We start from the raw sequence: 16,526 nt of genomic DNA on the forward strand, positions 1-16,526 counted from the left end.
CCATCTTCTTTTTTCTGACAGCCGCGCGCCGCGCGCTCTCCCTGACACCTCTTATCAGGTTATCACCATGCACTTCACTTCCCGACCCACCGGCACCCGCTCTCTCAACCGACGCGCAGGCGGTACGGCGTCTGCTGTCTGTCTCCTCGCTCTCCTCGCAAGTTGTAGCGGGGAGTCGCAGGTGGGCGACGGTGATGGCGGCGGCGGCGCCACCGGCGCGACGACCGGCCCTGGAACGGGCGTTTCGAGCAGCAGCGGCTCGGGCGGGAGCGATGGGCAGACGACGAGCGGCGGCTCGACGAGCGCCAGCGGAAGCTCGGCCGCGTCCGGGGGCGGTGACCCCGGCGCCGGCGGCGGCGGCGGTGACGGCGGTGACGGCGGTGACGGCGGCGGCGCCCCCGCCGTCTGCCCCGAGACCTACTCCAATCCTCTCATCTGGCAGGACCTCCCCGATCTGGAGGTCATTCGCGTGGACGACGCCTACTACTACACGGCGTCCACCTTCCACCATGCGCCTGGAGCGCCCCTGCTCCGCTCCTACGATCTGGTCCACTGGGAATACGTCTCCCACTCCGTTCCTCTGCTCGACGTCGACCCGTCGTACGACCTGGGCCGGGATAGATCCTATGTGAACGGCATCTGGGCCTCCACGCTCCAGTACCGGAAGAGCAACAAGACCTTCTACTGGATGGGCTGCATGCACAACAAGGGCGGCGGCTGGGTCTTCACGGCCAAGTCCCCCGAAGGTCCGTGGGAGAAGCACAAGGGCGGCTGCTACTACGACATGGGGCTGTTGATCGACGACGACGACACCATGTACGTGGCCTACGGAAACAACACGATCAGCGTGGCGCAGCTGAGCGCGGACGGCTTCAGCCAGGTCAAGAATCAGGTCGTGTTCCAGACGCCGGGCAACATCTCCGGACCGCTGGAGGGCTCTCGCATCATCAAGAAGGACGGGGACTACTACATCTTCACCACGCAGTACGCGAACGGTGAGTACGTGCTCCGCTCGACGAGCGGGCCCTTCGGCCCCTACGAGCTGCGGCCCTTCGCGGTCAAGCTGCCCTACGCCGGCGCTCCGGGCTCCGGCGGCGCCCCGCACCAGGGCGGCGTCGTCCAGACGCAGAACGGCGACTGGTACTACCTCGGGTTCAACGACTCGTACCCGGCTGGCCGCATCCCGGTGATGGCCCCGATGACCTGGAACGACGGCTGGCCCTCGCTCACCCTGGTGGACGGCAAGTGGGGAGGTACATACCCCTTCCCGAAGCTGCCTTGCGGCTCGAACCGGGTGAAGCCGCCTGTGACCAAGGACACCTTCGCGGAGGCGACCCTGCGCCCCGAGTGGGAGTGGAACCACAACCCCGACAGCACCAAGTGGTCGTCCGGGGCCGGGCTGACCCTGCAAGCCGCGACGGTGACCAACGATCTGTATGCCGCTCGAAACACGCTGACGCGCCGTATCGAAGGGCCCGTGTCCATCGCGACGATCGAGCTCGATCATAGCAAGATGCAGAACGGCGATGTCGCCGGCCTCGCTGCCCTGCGCGACATGTCGGCGTGGATCGGGGTCAAGAAGGCAAACGGGGCGACGCGCGTCGTGATGACCAACGGGGTCAACATGAACACCTCCTGGGCCACGACGAGCACGGGCACCGAGGTGGCTTCCGCCGAGGCGTCCGGCAGCACGATCTGGCTGCGCGTGGAGGCCAACGTCCGCACGGACAACGGCGGCGCGCAAGCGCGCTTCTCCTACAGCACGGACGGCGCTCGGTTCATCAACCTGGGCAACACGCTCAACATGAACAAGAACTGGCAGTACTTCCTCGGTTACCGGTTCGGCATCTTCAACTACGCCACACAGTCCCTGGGCGGCTCGGTGAAGGTCGCGTCGTTCGAGGTAACCAAGCCGTAAGATGCGAGCCGGCAGCCTGCATGGTCATCCGCGTGGCCGAGAGCGAGCGCCCCACGGGCCCGCTCGAGGGCGCGCTGGCGCGCCCGCCGGCTCGCCCACCGTACGGGGTGGCATCGAGCCGGCGGCGTTCTTCGATGACGATGGAGAGGCGTGCCTTGACGGGGGGTTGGCTCCCACGGGAGGGGCGAGCAGGCCGTGGGGGAGGCGGCGCGGGGCGAGCCTAGTTCTTCGTCGGCGCGGGCGCGCCGCTCTGGATCCACTGGCGGAGGGCCGCGAGCTCAGCGCTCGTCACCGTCGGCTTGCCGTCCGCGGCCTGCGGCATGACGCCCGTCTGGCAGGTGCCTCCGGCGGAAGGCCTGCACCCGGCGCTCCCGGCCGTTCCTGCGACCTTGAGGTAGAGCCAGCTCTGGTCCGGATTCCCCGGGACCACGAGCTTGAACTGCCCGCCGCCCTTGGCGGTTTTGTTGACGAGGCCCGCGACGATGTCCGTCGAGCTGATGTCGCCGCCGAGCGACAGACCTGCTGCGGGACCGGTCGACGGCGCAGCGTGGCAACCGCTGCACTTGTGGATCGCGCTCTCGAAGATCGGACGGATGGTCTCGTGGAACACGCCGGACTCCCCGGGCAGGGGATCTCCCGGATCCGTATCCGGCTTCAGGTCGGGATTGATGACCTGGGCGATCGCGTCCATCTCGTAACACTGGGCGGCCACCGCGTCCTTCAGCTTCTGGTCGGTGGGCGACATGCCCTTGGCGACACGGTACTTCTCCCAGACGTTGTCGATCCAGCCGTGCAGCTTCCAGAACATGTAGTTGTCGATGTTCGTGAACTGGTTGCCGAGGCCGTGGTCGGTGTTCTGGGAGCGAACCCACTTGAAGTGGAGATCGCCGTGAAGGCCGCTGGCCTGCTGGTTGGTGCCCGGGATGGCCTGGCCGGCGAAGCACTGGAGCCACATGCCGAGCGCGCCCTCGTCCGGGAAGCGGCTCAGGTTCTCCGGCTTGTCGATCTCGTCGCCGATCTTCGCGTTGGCGAGCGTCGTGGCGCTCCAGGGCCTGAAGTCCGATCTCCACTGCTGGGGCAGCTCCTCCGCCGTCGTGGGGAACTTCTTGAAGCCCTCGAACTGCTCCGAGTGCTTCGGCCAGAGCTGCTTCAGCGACTGGATCATGTGCCTGTGCATGGCGAGGAACTGGTAGCCGTCGCCCGTCGTCTTGCACTCCTGGTCCGCCGGGACCGGGACCGCCGACCTGCAGATATTGACCCTGCTCATGCCCATGCCGCCATTGCAGCGCCGGATGCTGTGCCACTCGAAGTGGGCGGCTTGCCACTCGTTCTCCTCCATCCAGGCGATCACTTCCGGCTGAACCGTGAGATCGATCTGGTTGTTCTTCACGAACTCCGCCGCGCCGTCCTTCATCGTCGCGTCGCTCGGATGGGGATCGTAGCCATCCACGCAATGATCCTTCGGGTGCGTGTCGCCCGTCCCGCTCGATCCGCCGGTGCCGCCGGCGGGATCTCCGGTCGACGAGGAGGAGCCCGTCGTCGCGGTGGAGGTGGAGGCGTCGCCGGCGCCGGCGCCGCTCGTGCTGGGGCCGGCGCTGGTGCCGGTCAACGAGGAGGTCGTGGTGGAGGTGGATGACACGCTGCCGCCTGCTCCACCAGAGCCCCCGGCGTCGGGATCTTCGCCGCTACAGGCGCCCAGCAGCAATGCCGTAACGCACGAGAGGAAACCGAACGTGCGTTGAGACCTCTTGCCCAATGACACGGTGGACGGACCTGCCTGATCGTTGATTCGCATGGTGCTCCTCGTTACCGCTGGATGCCGGACCGCTGGGTGCCGGGCGCATGCTTCCGCGCGGCCGCTGCGCCAGACGCCAGATGGAGCATCGGCCAACCGCCGGTGCCATTGGCGTAGCACGAGGTCTCCGAGCGGAGAAGCGGGTGTAAATTTGCCGCAAAACGATCATCGCCGTCATTGGATGATGCGTGGGGGAAGGGAAAGTAAAGAGTTTTTAATAAGTCAAGCGTGATTCGCCGCTCACCCCAGGTGAGTGAGGGTTCCGCGCGCGATCCGCCTTCCTCTTGGAAAAGTGAAGCTGTATCGATGGTTGTTCCCGTTCAGTGAGGCCATAAATTGCCCGACTCTACCCGACCGTTCCGCTGACGTGCGCGATCGGGGGGGGCGCCACGGGAAGGCGAGCTCCGCAGGCCAGCGATCCTGGACGCGGCGAGCGAGCTCGTCCGAAGTGGACCCCGGGCGGCTGCGCCTTTGATAGCCTGGCCGAGCGGGGCGCTGCTGCGTACCGGCGCTTCGGGGGAGCACGGGACCATGAACGAGAGCCATATGAATGGTAGTGCTGCAGCGGGCGCGGAGCTGGAGATGCTCCGGCGGCGCAATGCCGAGCTCGAGGGGGAGCTCGTCGAGAGGCGGCGCGTGGAGACCGCCCTGCGCGCGAGCGAGGCGCGGTTCCGGGCCATCGTCGAGGGCCAGACCGAGCTTATTTGCCGTTTCCGCCCGGATGGCACGCTGACCTTCGTCAACGAGGTCTACTGCCGATTCTTCGACAAGACGCCGGAGGAGCTGGTCGGCCATCGCTTCACACCACTCATCCCCGAAGAGGACCAGCGGTTACTAGAGAAGCAGTTCGCGACCGTCGGCCCCGAGAACCCCATCCTCCACACGGAGCACCGGGTCCTGTGCCCGGACGGATCGGTCCGCTGGCTACGGTGGACCAACCGCGCCCCGGTCGGTGATGAGGGGCTGCACGCCGAGTTCCAGTCCATCGGAGTCGATGTCACCGAGCGCCGGCGGGCGGAGGACGAGGTGAGGCGCCTCAACCGCGAGCTCGAGCAGCTGGTTCGTGAGCTGTCGACCCCGCTCATGCCGGTGGCGGATCAGGTCATCGCCATGCCGCTGGTCGGCTTCCTGGACGCCGCCCGCGCCGCGGCGGCGCTAGAGACCCTCCTCCAGGGGGTCACCACGTACAACGCCAGGACGGTGGTCGTCGATATCACCGGCGTGGGGGTCTTCGACGCCCCGGTGGCCGACGCGATGATCCGGCTGGCCAAGGCGGTGAAGCTCCTCGGCGCCCAGGCGGTGCTCACCGGCATCCAGCCGCGGATCGCGCAGTCGTTGATCGAACAGGGCGTCGGGCTCGGCGACCTCGTGACGCTTCAAACCCTGAAGGAGGGTATCGCGTTCGCGCTGCGGCGCGAACACCGCGGCTCTCGAGCGCCGGCTCGCGAGTGGGCAGCTCGATGAGCTCTCGGAGAACGTCACGGAGCATGTGGGGCGGCCCGGGGGCGCGTCCTCTGCCTCGTTGACCCTCTCGCGCGGCGCGATCTACCTTGCGAGCGCCCCCATGACCATCCACGTCGTCCGCCAGGGCGAGCTCCCGGCCGCCATGGCGCGCCGCTGCTGAGGGCGATGCTCCCGGCGGACGAGGTCATCCAGAAGCTGGTGCACGTGCTCGCGCCGTACCTCGGCGAGAACATGGCGCGCGCGGCCGTGCGCAGCCAGGCGGAGAAGCTGGGGTTCAAGCACGGGCGCCTCTCCCCGGCCGACGTGGAGCGCTTGCTCGCCGCGGTCGCGCCGGGGCTCGGCGTGTTCGTCGGGCGCGACAAGGCCCAGCGGATCCTCGACGAGGCGCGCGCCGCGATAGGCGCGCAGGGAGGAGCTCGATGAGGCGAGTCCCCGTTCGCCGCGTGGCGCCGGTGGTGGTGACGATCGTGTGCGCGGTGTACGTCCCGCGCCTCCTGCCGCAGACCGCCGAGCTCTCCGAGCGGCTCCTCCCGACGCCGGTCCTCGAGGCCGTGGGGCCGCTCGTGCGGCTCGCGTGCCTCGCGGTCGCCGCCGTGTTCGGCCTGCTCAGCGCCGCGCGCCTCGAGCGCGACAACCCGGCGCGCGCCCCGTGGTTCCTGCTCGGCGCCTGGCTCGCGCTCTTCACCCTGGGCCAGGTCGGGCTCGTGTACTATCCGCTCGTCGCGCGCGCGCCCACGCCGCTGCCGTCGATCGCGGACGCCGCGTTCCTCCTGGGATACGCGCTGCTGATCGCCGCGTCGGCGCGCTTCGTCTTCGTGTACCGCGCGTCCGGCTTCCCCGTCGGCAGCGCGCGCGAGCACCTCGGCATCGCCGCGGGCGCGGCGGCGGCGATGGCGATCGTCGGTTATCCCCTGCTCGCCCCGATCGCGCGCGCGCCGGTGCCGCTCGGCGAGCGGCTCATCAACATCGCCTATCCCATCCTCGATCTGATCGCGCTCGTCCCCGCGCTGGTGATGCTGCGGATCGCGCGCGCCTTCCGCGGCGGCAAGGTGTGGGCGATCTGGGGATCGCTGCTCGCGGGCTGCGCGCTCATGGCCGTGGGAGACATCCTGTTCGCGTTCTTCTCCTCGGCGAAGGTGACCGCGTTCGGGCCAGGCGTGGACATGATGTTGCTCCTCGGGTACTTCGCGGCGGCGTGCGGGACGATGCTGCAATACGAGACGATCACCGACTGACGGCGGCGGCGCGGTGCTCGCCACGGGTCACTGGTCGCCCCGGCGGCGCGCGATGGCACGGCCGGAGCGTGACGGCGGGCGTGACATGTCACGCTGTCGGGTGTGACATGTCACGCTGTCGGGTGTGACATGTCACGCTGTCGGCCGTGACATGTCACGGCGGCTCGCCCGGCGCAGAGGTCGAGCCGTCGGCCCGGCGCGCGCCGCGGCTCGCCCATCGGGGTCGAATTCGCCGCGTCGGTGCGCTTGCGCCGCGCCCAGGGACGTCACGCCGGGGATGGCGCGCCAGGCGGCATGCGCGTTGCGTGATCGCTCGCTCGCGACACCCGTCCACGGGCGCGCGGCGCCGCCGCGCCATCACACGGAGCTGAGCGCCATGATGTCTGCGCCGATACCGATGACGACAATGAATCTCCTCTCGAGGTCCCTCTCCGTCGAAGAGCGGATCGGCGAGGCGGTCCTCTGCGCCAACGTGCCGAGCCCCCTGTCCTCGGTCGCGTTCCATGAGGACGTCGAGTGCATCCGGAGGTTCTTCGCCGCGGGGTTCCCGGTTCACCTGGCGGTTCACCGGGTGGACAGCGCCGAGGCGGCGCGCCGGGATTACACGGCGCTGCACACCCACGACGGCCCGGAGATCAACCTGATCCTCCCGGATCCCGCGGGCCTCGAGTACCGCGTCGAGCTCGGTCCCCGCGTCCACCACGTCACCGAGAGCACGAGCATCTGGATCCCGCCGGGCGTCCCGCACTCGGCGAACGTGGTCCGGGGCTCTGGCTACTTCATCACCGCGCGCTTCGACCACGGGGGGGCGAGATGAGACGTGACCTTCCTCGGAGCCTCGACAAGGACGTCGGCGTCAGGAGGCCCGCCGTGGCGGCGTCGAGCGCCGCGCAGGCCTACCGGAGAGGGAGCCTCTGGCAGCGGGGGCGCGGCGAGCGCCTCATCGCGTTCGCCGGCGTGAGGCGGGGCGAGCTCGTGCTCGACCTCGGGTGCGGCACCGGCGGCCTCACGCGGCGGCTCGCCGAGCTCGTGGGCCCCGACGGGCGCGTCCTCGGGATCGATCCGGACGAGGCGCGGATCGCGCTCGCGCGGCGCACCGCGGGCGCGCCCAACCTGGAGTTCCAGGTGGCGGCGGCCGAGACCCTCGGCGACGTCGCCCGGGACCGCCCCTTCGATCTCGTCTTCTCGAACTTCGTGTTTCACTGGATCCGCGACAAGCGCGCGGTCCTCCGCCGGATGCGCGACCTGCTCCGTCCCGCGGGGCGCATCCTCGTCCAGTGCGTCTCGTCGCTCCCCGCGCTCGTCGGGGAGCTCTCGCGGCTCGCCGACCCTTCGGGAGAGAAGATCCTGCGGGATTTCGCCTTCGAGGACGCCGCGGCGCTCGCGCACCACGTCGAGGGCGCCGGGCTGCAGCTGCTCCGCCTGGAGGAGCAGCATGGAACTCACGTGTATCCGACGCTGGACGCATTGCTGAGGTGGTGGCAGGCGACGACCCACGAGCGGTTCGACCCGCGGGCCGTCGAGCCCGCGGCGCTCTCTCGGTTCGCCGAGCAGCACGGCGACGGCGGCGTGTTCCGGGTGCGCGAGACGTTCTGCTGGTTCGAGGCGCGGCTCGCCCCGGCGCACTCGTGGGGACGCGAAGGATGACCCCTGAATCTCGATGATTTTTTCTGGATTGCGTCGACGTTTGTCTGGTCCAGGCGCCAGGACGACGCGATGCTCCTGGTCGCCACGCCCCCGTTCTTTTCCGAGGTGGGCTACCATCCGCTCTCCGCAGCCTCCCGCGGCGGCGCTCGCACCCAGGACCGATCCGAATGTCGATCTTCGAGCTCTCGTTCCAGTCCGGGGAGGCCTCGCTCTCCGTGCGCCGTGTCGTGGTCCAGGAGGCTGTCTCCGAGCTCTTCGCCGTCTCGGTGTGGGCCCGGTCCAGGCTCTCGGATCTCGAGCTGGAGTCGCTCGTCGGCCAGAGCGCGTCGCTCCAGATCCAGCCCGACGCCGCGCACCTCCACTGGCTGAGCAGCAGGCTCTGGCAAGGCGTGTGCAGCCACGTGGAGCAGGTGCAGGCCGAGCCGACGGGGCTCTCGACGTACTACCTCCGCATCGTGCCGCGCCTCTGGCTGCTCACCCAGCGCCGGGGCCACCGCATCTACCAGCACCTCTCCATCCCCGACATCGTCGACGCGCTCCTCGGCGAGTGGGCGATCGAGCCGGCGTGGAAGATCGATCGCGGCGCGTATCCCAGGCTCGAGTACAAGGTCCAGCACGGCGAGAGTGATCACGCCTTTCTCTCCCGGCTCCTCGAGGAGGCGGGCATCGCCTACACCTTCCCCGACCGCGGGGCGGACACCAGGCTCACCCTGAGCGACAAGCTCGAGGCGGAGCCGCTGAGGCCGGGGCCGCCGCTGCCGTACGTCGACAACCCCATCGAGACCGCCGAGCGCGAGTTCGTCACCCGGGTGCGGCTCGGCCACGAGGTCCGGCCCGGCGCGAGCACGCTCCGCGGCCACGACTTCCGCAAGCCCTCGTTCGCGCTCACCGGCGAGGCGCCCCCGGCGCCCGCGCCCGAGGCGAAGTACGAGCAGTACCGCTACGAGCCCGGCGCGTTTCTCGCCGCGGGCGCCGGGGGCGGCGCGCCCGTCGGCGACGCCAAGGGCGTTTACCGCCACGATCCGAAGCACGGCGCCGATCTCTCGACGCGGGTCCTCGCGGCGATGCGCGCCGACAAGCGCGCCGTGCTCTTCGAGGCCAACGTGATCGACCTCTACCCCGGCCGGGTCTTCGCCGTCGATCAGCACCCGCACCCGGAGTTCGGACAAGGGCCGCTCTTGGTGGCCGAGCTCGAGATCGTGGCCTCGCTCGGCGAGCCGTGGAGCGTGCGCGGGCGCGCGCTCTTCGCGGATCCCAAGGTCCCGTACCGGCCGGCGCGCAAGACGCCCAGGCCGGTCGCGCCCGGGCTGCAGAGCGCGACCGTGGTGGGGCCGCCGGGCGCCGAGATCCACACCGACGAGTTCGGGCGGGTGCGCGTGCAGTTCCCGTGGGATCGCGAGGGCAAGCTCGACGACAACAGCTCCTGCTGGATGCGCGTGAGCCAGGGCTGGGCGGGAGCCGGGTTCGGGATGTTCATGCTCCCACGCGTCGGCCAGGAGGTGCTGGTGGCCTTCCTCGACGGCGATCCAGATCTCCCGATCGTGGCCGGGCGCGCCTTCAACGGCCGAGAGCTCGTTCCGTACAAGCTGCCGGATCACAAGACGGTGAGCACCTGGAAGAGCAGCTCGTCGCCCGGCGGCGCGGGTTACAACGAGATCAAGTTCGATGACCAGGCGGGCCAGGAGCTCGTCTACATGCAGGCGCAGCGCGACAGGAACCAGCTCGTCAAGCGCGATGAGGTCGAGCGCACCGCGCGCCACAAGCGGAGCACCGTGGGAGGCGACGAGCACGTGGTCGTGAAGGGCGCGCGAAAGCAGCTCGTCCACGGGGGCGACCACGTGCACGTGAAGCTGGACCAGCGAACGGCCGTCGACGGCTCGGTGTCGCTCACGGTCGCGGTGAACCGGGACGAGCGCGTGGGCGCGAACCACGCGCTCGAGGCCGGCAAGCAGATCCACATCAAGGCGGGCGCGACCCTGGTGCTCGAGGCCGGGCAGCGGCTCACCATCAAGGGGCCTGGAGGCTTCATCGACATCCACCCGGGGGGCGTCGACATCGTGGGATCCATCGTCAACATCAACAGCGGCGGCGCGCCGGGCGCCGGCCAGGGCGCGAACCCGGCGGCGCCGCTCGAGGCCGAAGAGGCGCACCCCAAGGACACGCCGTCTCCCTGAGACGAGGAGGAGCGAGATCATGCCCGCCGCCGCGCGCCTCACCGATCTGCACACCTGCCAGACCCACCCTGGGCCCACGCCCATCGTCTCGTCGGCCAGGACGGTGAACATCGGCTTTCTGCCCGCGGCGCGGGTCGGCGATCGCGCCGCGTGCCCGGCCAGCGCCGCGATCGTCCAGGGCTCGGCGACCGTGTTCATCGAGGGCGCCATGGCCGCGCGTCTCGGCGACGAGACGGCGCCGAAGGGCGCGATCGTGACGGGGTGTCCGACGGTGAACATCGGCTCGACCCCCACCATCGACGCGTTGCTCGCCGCGTCCGTGTCGGGGACTCCGTTCCTCGATTGCGAGAGCTGCCGGATGGACGGCGCCGGGTGAAGGCGCTGCTCCATGTGACATCAGGTCTGCTCGCCGGGCGGCGCGTGCGCCTCCAGGCCGGCGAGGCGCTGCGCGTGGGGCGCCTCGGGCGGGCGGACATCGTGATCTCGCAGGACGAGCAGATGGCGCCGGTCCACTTCGAGATCGCGTGGGACGGCGCCGCGTGCCGGCTCGTCGATCGGAGCCGCCGGGGGACGCAGGTCGACGGCAAGGCGGTCGCCGAGGCCACGATCGGCGACGGCGCCCTCGTCGTCGCGGGGCAAACCCGCTTCCTGCTGCGGCTCGTGCCCGACGATCTGGGCGCCGATCTCCCGCCTGCGCTGCCGCGCCCGCCGCCGTCACGGGAGCTGCTCGCCGCGCGGGCGGTCGGGCTGGAGGCGCTGCAGAGCGAGCCGGAGCCGCTCTTCGCCCTCCTCGACGCCGCCCGCGAGCGGCGCATCCTCACGCTGCTGCGCGCCTGCGAGGACGAGAATCGCTCGCTCTTCGAGGGCGTCGCGGGCGAGGCGATGGCCCGGGCGGCGCCGCACCTGGTGAGGATCGAGAAGGGGTCGGCGCTCTTGCCGGTGCTCGTGAACGAGGGGTGGGGCGAGAGCTGGGGAGTCTACCTGACCGGGCGGAGGCCTCTTCGAGAGGTGCGCCAGAGGTTGCGGCGGTCGCTGATGGTGAGGGACGAGGAGACGGGGAAGGGGCTCTATTTCCGGTTCTACGATCCGCGGGTGCTCCGGTTGTTCCTGCCGTCGTGCTCGGCGCGGCAGCGGAGCGAGATCCTGGGGACGGAGATCGGCGGGTTCGTCATCGAGGGTGAGACGGGCGAGGTGCTGCGGCTCGGGGGGGCGTGACGGCGCCTGTCCGGATCCTCATGATGCGCGCCGCTGCCTGACCTGCACCACGCGCCCCAGCGCCGCCGCCTGGAGCGCCACAGGCTCCGCCTCCCGCTCGTCCATCGCCGGGTGCACCGCCGCGATCACCCGCGCTCGGAAGCGCGCCGCGAGCGGCAGCGCCTCGGCGATCGAGGCCGGAAGGTAGATGACGAGCGGCTGCGTCTCTCCCGTGACGCGCAGCAGGCCGCGAAGGTGCGGCCCGCCCAGCACCTTGCGCTTCTGGTAGTGCCGCTGCTCCAGCAGCGCGCGCTCCACCTGCTCGTTCGCGAGCTCCACCCGGCCCTTCTTGCCGTGGCCGAGCGCCTCGCGGATCTTCCCGCACAGCGCCTCGGCGACGGCGGGCGCCGTCGAGACGCCCGGCGTGGCGAGGAATTTCTCGGCGGCACCGAGCGCCGCCGCGAGCGCGTCGTCGCCTGTCGCGAGCGGCGTCGCCGTGGAGACCAGCGCCTTCAGCGTCTCCACTTCGTCGAAGGACAGCGAGAGCTCGCCCTCGACCAGCTCGAGGGGCGGCACCGGCATGCCGCGCTTGCCGGCGGCGCGCGCGAGCGCCCCGTGCACGCCCGCGACGTCGGCGGCCGCGCCGCGATCGAGGATCTCGAAGACCTGCGCCCGATCCTCGATCTCGGCGGGCTCGTCGGAGAGGGCCGGATCGTCCACCTCCGGGTCGATGGGCTCGGCCTCCATGGCGTCGAGCAGGCGCTGCCAGGCCGGCTTGCGGACGATGCGCGGCACGCTCTTCCGATCGAACCAGACGAGCGTCAGCGCGTCCCGCTGCGCTGGCGCGAGCGCGGCGCCGGCGTCCGCTGCCCCGCCTGTGCCCGCGAGCATCGCGCCGATGGTCTGCGGCGCCGCCGGCGCGTGCGGGATCATGCCCATGGCGCTCGACCCGGGCAGCGGAGCGCCGGCCGCCCAGGGGCTCACCGGCTCGCCGGGCGAGGCCATCGCGATCGGCGGGGCAGGGATCGGAGAAGGGGTGTTCGGAGGAGGGGTGTTCGGAAGAGGGGTGTTCGGAGGAGGGGTGTTCGATGCGGCCGCGGGGGGCGGCGCCGAGGACGGGGCGACGAAGGGGAGAGGCACCTTCGTCGCCTCCTCGGTCAGATCGCTCGTCTGGCCCTCGGTCGAGCTCGGCGTCGGCCGGACACCGGGCGGCTCGGCCGGCCGCGGAGCGGGCGCCTCGGGAGGAGGCGGCGCGGGCGGTCCCGCGCGAAAGGGCATGATCGACGCCTGCACGACGTCGAGCGACTTCGCCGGCATGTCGACGGTCTGCTTCGACGGGTCGAGGGAGGGCGGCTTCACCCTGGGCGCGGCCGGGGCCACCCGCGGCGGGGGCTGGGGTCCCGGCGCCGAGGGGGTGGGTGCCTCGGCGGGCGCCTGCCGCGCGGGCCGCTCCAGCGAGACGCGGATCTGCCCTGACTCCTTGGGGCTCGCGAGCGGGAGCTGGCCTCGCCAGGTCAGCGTGCAGAGGAGGCGATCGGTGTCGATCACGAGCGTGTCGCAGCGCATGGCGAGATCGCGCGGCCCGCCGGCGCGGCCGGTGACGGTCGCCCGCGGGCGGACGCCGGGAAGGCTGGTGACGAGGCGCGGGTGGCGAGGATGGAGGTTCTCGAGCACGATCTGCTCGTCCTCGCGGAGCTGCAGCAGGCGCTGATCGAGCGGAGCGACGTTGAAGAAGGTGCGATCGAGATCCTCCGGCAGCGGGCTCGAGAGGAGCGCTCCCGACGACCAGGCCGCCGCGTGTCTGCCGAGCCTGCGGTGCCGCAAAGGCCAGGTGGGGGCGATGGGCCCGAAGCCCACCGCCGCGATGGGGTCGTCCGGGCTGGTCACGACCCGATCCACGGGGAGGAGGTTCGGGACGGCGGCCCTGCCGCGGGCGTCGCGCGCCTCGCGATGGATGCCCGCAGGGTTGTCCGTGTCCGGCCCGCCCGCGGCGCGCTCGTAGGCGAGCGGCATCGTCGTGAAGTGCGCTCCTTCCTGGAGCTCGCCCTCCTGGGTGAACAGGCGATCGCAGAACACCTGAATGGGTTTGTCGATCTCGCCCACCGCCATCCGCGCGATCAGCGACCGCGCGGGGCTGCCGCCGGGCGCGTGGGCGTGGCCGACGAGGACGACATCGGCGCCCTGCTTCAGCGGCGCGAGATCGCTCGCCTCGATGAGGCTGCGCGCGGGGTCGTCGTCCAGGTGCGCGTCGCGCTCGCGGATCGGCTCCTGCGCGGGCGCGAGCGGCGACTCGCCCGGCGCGAGCGTGAACGTCGCCTTGCAGACGACGGTGAGCACCCAGGTCAAGGAGCGCACTTGCCAGAGGAGCGAGGCGACGGGGAGCGGCCCGTCGGAGACGACGTCCATAGGTGGGCCGACGGTACCACCACTCCGGCCGATCGGATTCGATCAGGCGAGGCGCTCCGCGCCGTCAGGGGGCGCGCGGGCTGTCCGCGATGAACGCGAGCCCCGCCGCGGCCGCGTCCCGGAACGCCTGGGCCGAGGCGGCGGCCCGCTGCAGGCACGGCCAGCACGGCTCCTCCTGCGCGTCGTCGGGCTCCTCCGCCGGCGCTGCGGCGGCGCGCGGGCGCTGGGCCGGGACCTCCGCGGCGGGCGAGGGCGCGGGCTGGCCCAGGTCCTTCCCGGAGCCACCCTGGTCCGGGGCCTCCGCGACGTGCACCCGTCCCGCCGCGAGCGCGGCCGCGAGGAGGTCGATCACCTCGCGATCGTCCGGCGATATCGAGAGCCAGGGCTGATCCTCGCGGAGGAACCGCCGCAGCTCGTGCAGGATCTCGGCGCGCGCGCCGAGCGAGGCGATGGTGCGCCGCGCCGCGAGCCCATCTCCGCGAAGCGGCACGCGATCGCCCGGGGGCGGCTCTTCCCACGACCAGAAGAGAGCGATCCACCGCTCCTCGCCCGGCCTCGCGGGCCCGCCGCCCTCCGGCGAGACAAGGTCGAGAAAGCGCTCGTTCAACCGCAGCCGCAGCACGGAGGCAGGTTATCATGCCCGGGGCCGCGCCGGGCGGCCCCGCCGCGAGGTGATGGATGGATGACGCCGCGCTCGATCGAATCGTTCAGCACCTCTGGGGCGCGGAGGCGGATCTGGTCTACGCCGTCCTCGACGGCGCGCGCGACACGGCGATCTCCGGTTCGGTGCGCTCCTCGGACCTGCCGCACTGCTGCCTCCTCGCGGGCGACCTGGGCCCGGAGCTGGCCCAGGTGGCGCCCTACTTGGTGAGGCTCCAGCGATCGGGCGAGCTCACGCGACGCCTGCTCCGGCTCGGGTGGGGGAAGAGCTGGGGTATCTTCCTCGCCACGCCGTCTCCCCTCGAGACGGTGCGGCGGCACCTGCGCCGGCTGCTCCGCGTCCTGGGTCCGGACGGAGCGGCCATGTTCTTTCGCTACTACGACCCGCGGGTATTGCGCACCTACCTGCCCACGTGTAGCGCTGGCGAGCTCGGCGAGGTGTTCGGTCCTGTCCTCCGCTACGCGGTCGAGGGCGAAGACGCCGGGGAGCTCGTCGTGTTCCGGCGCGCCGGGCCCGAGCTCGCGCGCTCCGTGGTCGACCTCCGCGCGGCCGCGCCGGCGTGAATCCGAAGCGCGGCCCTGTTGCTCTCTGCGCGTGTCGTTCGCGTCGACGCAAGAACTGCAGGTCGCTGCCCACGAGCCCCGCTGCGGATCCTCGGCGACGCCACCTTGCCAGCTCGCGATGAAGCCCGGCGGGACGTCCGCGCGCGGGTTGCACGGGCCTGGAGGTGGACACGGATCCCAGGCCAGCGCGCTCCGGACGGATGGGGTCGCGTCGCCCCGGCGTGGCCTGACGTGCCCAGGGCGATCGCTGGCACGTGGCCTGCAGCACGATCGCGTTTCACAGGGAGCACATCGTGAGTCCAGCGCGACCAACGCTTCTCGAGCTCGTGGTCAAGACGGCCGTGACCCACGCTGTCACCTACACCATCGTGGGTCTTCTGGCATCTTCGCTGCTCGATTATACACGGTTCTTCGCGGAGTCCAGCCTGAACCTCCTGATGCGGCCGACGAGCGATCCCTGGGTGATGGCGGGACCGCTCTTTCAGCCCCTCCGAGGAGTGATGTTCGGGGGGGTCTTCTATCTGCTGCGCGAGCCGCTCTTCGGGAAGAGGAGCGGGTGGCTGGTGATGTGGATCGCCCTGGCGGTGATAGGCATCCTTGGCACGTTCGGACCGGCTCCGGGATCCATCGAGGGGATGGTCTATACAACGTTGCCGACATGGGTCCACCTCAGGGGGCTTCCAGAGGTTCTCCTGCAGTCTCTGTCTCTGTCGCTGCTGCTGTCTTACTGGGTCCATCATCCGGAGAAGCGATGGTTGCGTTGGATGATGGGAATTTCCGTCTCGGTCCTGCTGTCGTTCCCCGTCATCGGCCTGCTGGTAGGTCAGCCACGATAGCCCGGCCCGCCTCCCTGAAGCGGCGCTCACTCCTCCATGAGGAGCCCGCGAAAGATGTCCACGTAGCTGACGATGCCGACCAGCGCGCCTTCTCCGTCGATGATCGGGAGCGCGCCGATCTTGTTGTCGAGCATGAGCTCCATGAGCTCGGTCACGTCCGCGTCCGGACTGGCGCTCACGACATTGCCGCTCATGATCGTGGACACCGGCGCGCTGGCCTTCCGCGGCGCTGCCCCGACCACCGCGGTGTCCTCGGCGTAGGGCGACTGGAGCGCGCGCAGGTCGCGGTCGCTGAGCATCCCGACCAGCTCACCTTGCTCGTCGACGACGGGCACGTGGCGGAAGTCCATCGTCTGGAGCACGTTCACCGCCTCGCCGATGGGGTCGTCGACCCGCACGGTCCGGGGGTTCTCGGTCATGAGCTCGGCGGCGCAGATCTTGGGTAGCGGCATCATATGCACGTTCGAAGCAACTTCCGGACCAGCTGGTCCTCCGATGATGTCGAGCTCGCCGGGCGCGCGAGCGGCCCCATCCGCCGGCCCGTAGACGTCGTCGAGGACCTCTCCGAGGCGCGCGACGCGGCACGACGCGACACGACGCGACACGACAAGATGATAAAGGCGCTCGGCGGCG

The 16,526-nt window shown here is 70.7% G+C and carries 16 protein-coding genes; 12 read left to right on the forward strand and 4 right to left on the reverse strand.

The annotated features are described in order from the left end of the window. Window positions 1-67 precede the first annotated feature (67 nt). Window positions 68-1,918 (forward strand): glycoside hydrolase family 43 protein, encoded by a 1,851-nt coding sequence (locus tag WMF34_RS14050; RefSeq protein WP_437993594.1) that lies wholly within the window; start codon window positions 68-70, stop codon window positions 1,916-1,918. A gap of 220 nt (window positions 1,919-2,138) precedes the next feature. On the opposite strand, the gene WMF34_RS14055 is transcribed toward WMF34_RS14050, so the two are convergent. Then, window positions 2,139-3,368 carry a hypothetical protein gene (locus tag WMF34_RS14055; protein WP_231864830.1) on the reverse strand — a complete coding sequence of 410 codons (1,230 nt, stop codon included), beginning with the start codon at window positions 3,366-3,368 and terminating at the stop codon, window positions 2,139-2,141. Window positions 3,369-3,387: 19 nt separating this feature from the next. Between WMF34_RS14055 and WMF34_RS14060 the strand changes: the two genes are divergently transcribed. The 9 genes from WMF34_RS14060 (at window position 3,388) to WMF34_RS14100 (ending at window position 11,448) form a co-directional block, all read left to right on the forward strand. Continuing rightward, entirely contained in the window at window positions 3,388-3,660 is a 273-nt protein-coding gene (locus WMF34_RS14060; protein ID WP_231864831.1) for a hypothetical protein, read from the forward strand. A 584-nt stretch (window positions 3,661-4,244) separates the two neighbouring features. Next, on the forward strand, window positions 4,245-5,177 hold the full coding sequence (locus WMF34_RS14065; protein WP_012235327.1) for a PAS domain S-box protein: 933 nt from the start codon (window positions 4,245-4,247) through the stop codon (window positions 5,175-5,177). A gap of 165 nt (window positions 5,178-5,342) precedes the next feature. Next, the gene (locus WMF34_RS14070; RefSeq protein WP_012235329.1) at window positions 5,343-5,600 is read left to right on the forward strand and encodes a hypothetical protein; all 258 of its coding nucleotides are present in this window, start codon (window positions 5,343-5,345) and stop codon (window positions 5,598-5,600) included. After that, window positions 5,597-6,412: a hypothetical protein gene (locus WMF34_RS14075; RefSeq protein WP_437993595.1), complete on the forward strand. Its 816-nt coding sequence runs from the start codon at window positions 5,597-5,599 to the stop codon at window positions 6,410-6,412. The genes WMF34_RS14070 and WMF34_RS14075 overlap by 4 nt, the downstream gene beginning before the upstream one ends. 397 nt (window positions 6,413-6,809) lie before the next feature. Continuing rightward, entirely contained in the window at window positions 6,810-7,229 is a 420-nt protein-coding gene (locus WMF34_RS14080; protein ID WP_157906667.1) for a hypothetical protein, read from the forward strand. Beyond that, complete coding sequence (locus tag WMF34_RS14085) at window positions 7,226-8,059, forward strand: class I SAM-dependent methyltransferase (protein WP_012235332.1); 834 nt, start codon at window positions 7,226-7,228, stop codon at window positions 8,057-8,059. The genes WMF34_RS14080 and WMF34_RS14085 overlap by 4 nt, the downstream gene beginning before the upstream one ends. Window positions 8,060-8,226: 167 nt before the next feature. Next, window positions 8,227-10,233 carry a type VI secretion system Vgr family protein gene (locus tag WMF34_RS14090; RefSeq protein ID WP_437993596.1) on the forward strand — a complete coding sequence of 669 codons (2,007 nt, stop codon included), beginning with the start codon at window positions 8,227-8,229 and terminating at the stop codon, window positions 10,231-10,233. Between the two features lie 19 nt (window positions 10,234-10,252). Beyond that, window positions 10,253-10,609, forward strand: coding sequence for a PAAR domain-containing protein (locus WMF34_RS14095; RefSeq protein WP_012235334.1), 357 nt, complete (start codon window positions 10,253-10,255; stop codon window positions 10,607-10,609). A 14-nt stretch (window positions 10,610-10,623) separates the two neighbouring features. After that, window positions 10,624-11,448 carry a DUF4123 domain-containing protein gene (locus tag WMF34_RS14100; RefSeq protein ID WP_437993597.1) on the forward strand — a complete coding sequence of 275 codons (825 nt, stop codon included), beginning with the start codon at window positions 10,624-10,626 and terminating at the stop codon, window positions 11,446-11,448. 18 nt (window positions 11,449-11,466) lie between these two features. On the opposite strand, the gene WMF34_RS14105 is transcribed toward WMF34_RS14100, so the two are convergent. Together WMF34_RS14105 and WMF34_RS14110 are read right to left on the reverse strand one after the other, a co-directional pair. Further along, the gene (locus tag WMF34_RS14105; RefSeq protein ID WP_437993598.1) at window positions 11,467-13,833 is read right to left on the reverse strand and encodes a DUF2169 domain-containing protein; all 2,367 of its coding nucleotides are present in this window, start codon (window positions 13,831-13,833) and stop codon (window positions 11,467-11,469) included. A gap of 64 nt (window positions 13,834-13,897) precedes the next feature. Further along, window positions 13,898-14,455 (reverse strand): hypothetical protein, encoded by a 558-nt coding sequence (locus WMF34_RS14110; protein ID WP_437993599.1) that lies wholly within the window; start codon window positions 14,453-14,455, stop codon window positions 13,898-13,900. Window positions 14,456-14,511: 56 nt separating this feature from the next. Between WMF34_RS14110 and WMF34_RS14115 the strand changes: the two genes are divergently transcribed. Both WMF34_RS14115 and WMF34_RS14120 read left to right on the forward strand, forming a co-directional pair. Continuing rightward, entirely contained in the window at window positions 14,512-15,057 is a 546-nt protein-coding gene (locus WMF34_RS14115; protein ID WP_437993600.1) for a DUF4123 domain-containing protein, read from the forward strand. Window positions 15,058-15,383: 326 nt separating this feature from the next. After that, window positions 15,384-15,893: a hypothetical protein gene (locus WMF34_RS14120; protein WP_437993601.1), complete on the forward strand. Its 510-nt coding sequence runs from the start codon at window positions 15,384-15,386 to the stop codon at window positions 15,891-15,893. Window positions 15,894-15,919: 26 nt separating this feature from the next. Here the strand turns inward: WMF34_RS14120 and WMF34_RS14125 are convergent, their stop codons facing one another. Beyond that, window positions 15,920-16,498 (reverse strand): CBS domain-containing protein, encoded by a 579-nt coding sequence (locus WMF34_RS14125; RefSeq protein WP_437993602.1) that lies wholly within the window; start codon window positions 16,496-16,498, stop codon window positions 15,920-15,922. Window positions 16,499-16,526 lie beyond the last annotated feature (28 nt).

This window comes from Sorangium sp. So ce145, from assembly GCF_051525985.1.
In the GTDB taxonomy this organism is placed as follows: domain Bacteria; phylum Myxococcota_A; class Polyangia; order Polyangiales; family Polyangiaceae; genus Sorangium; species Sorangium cellulosum_B.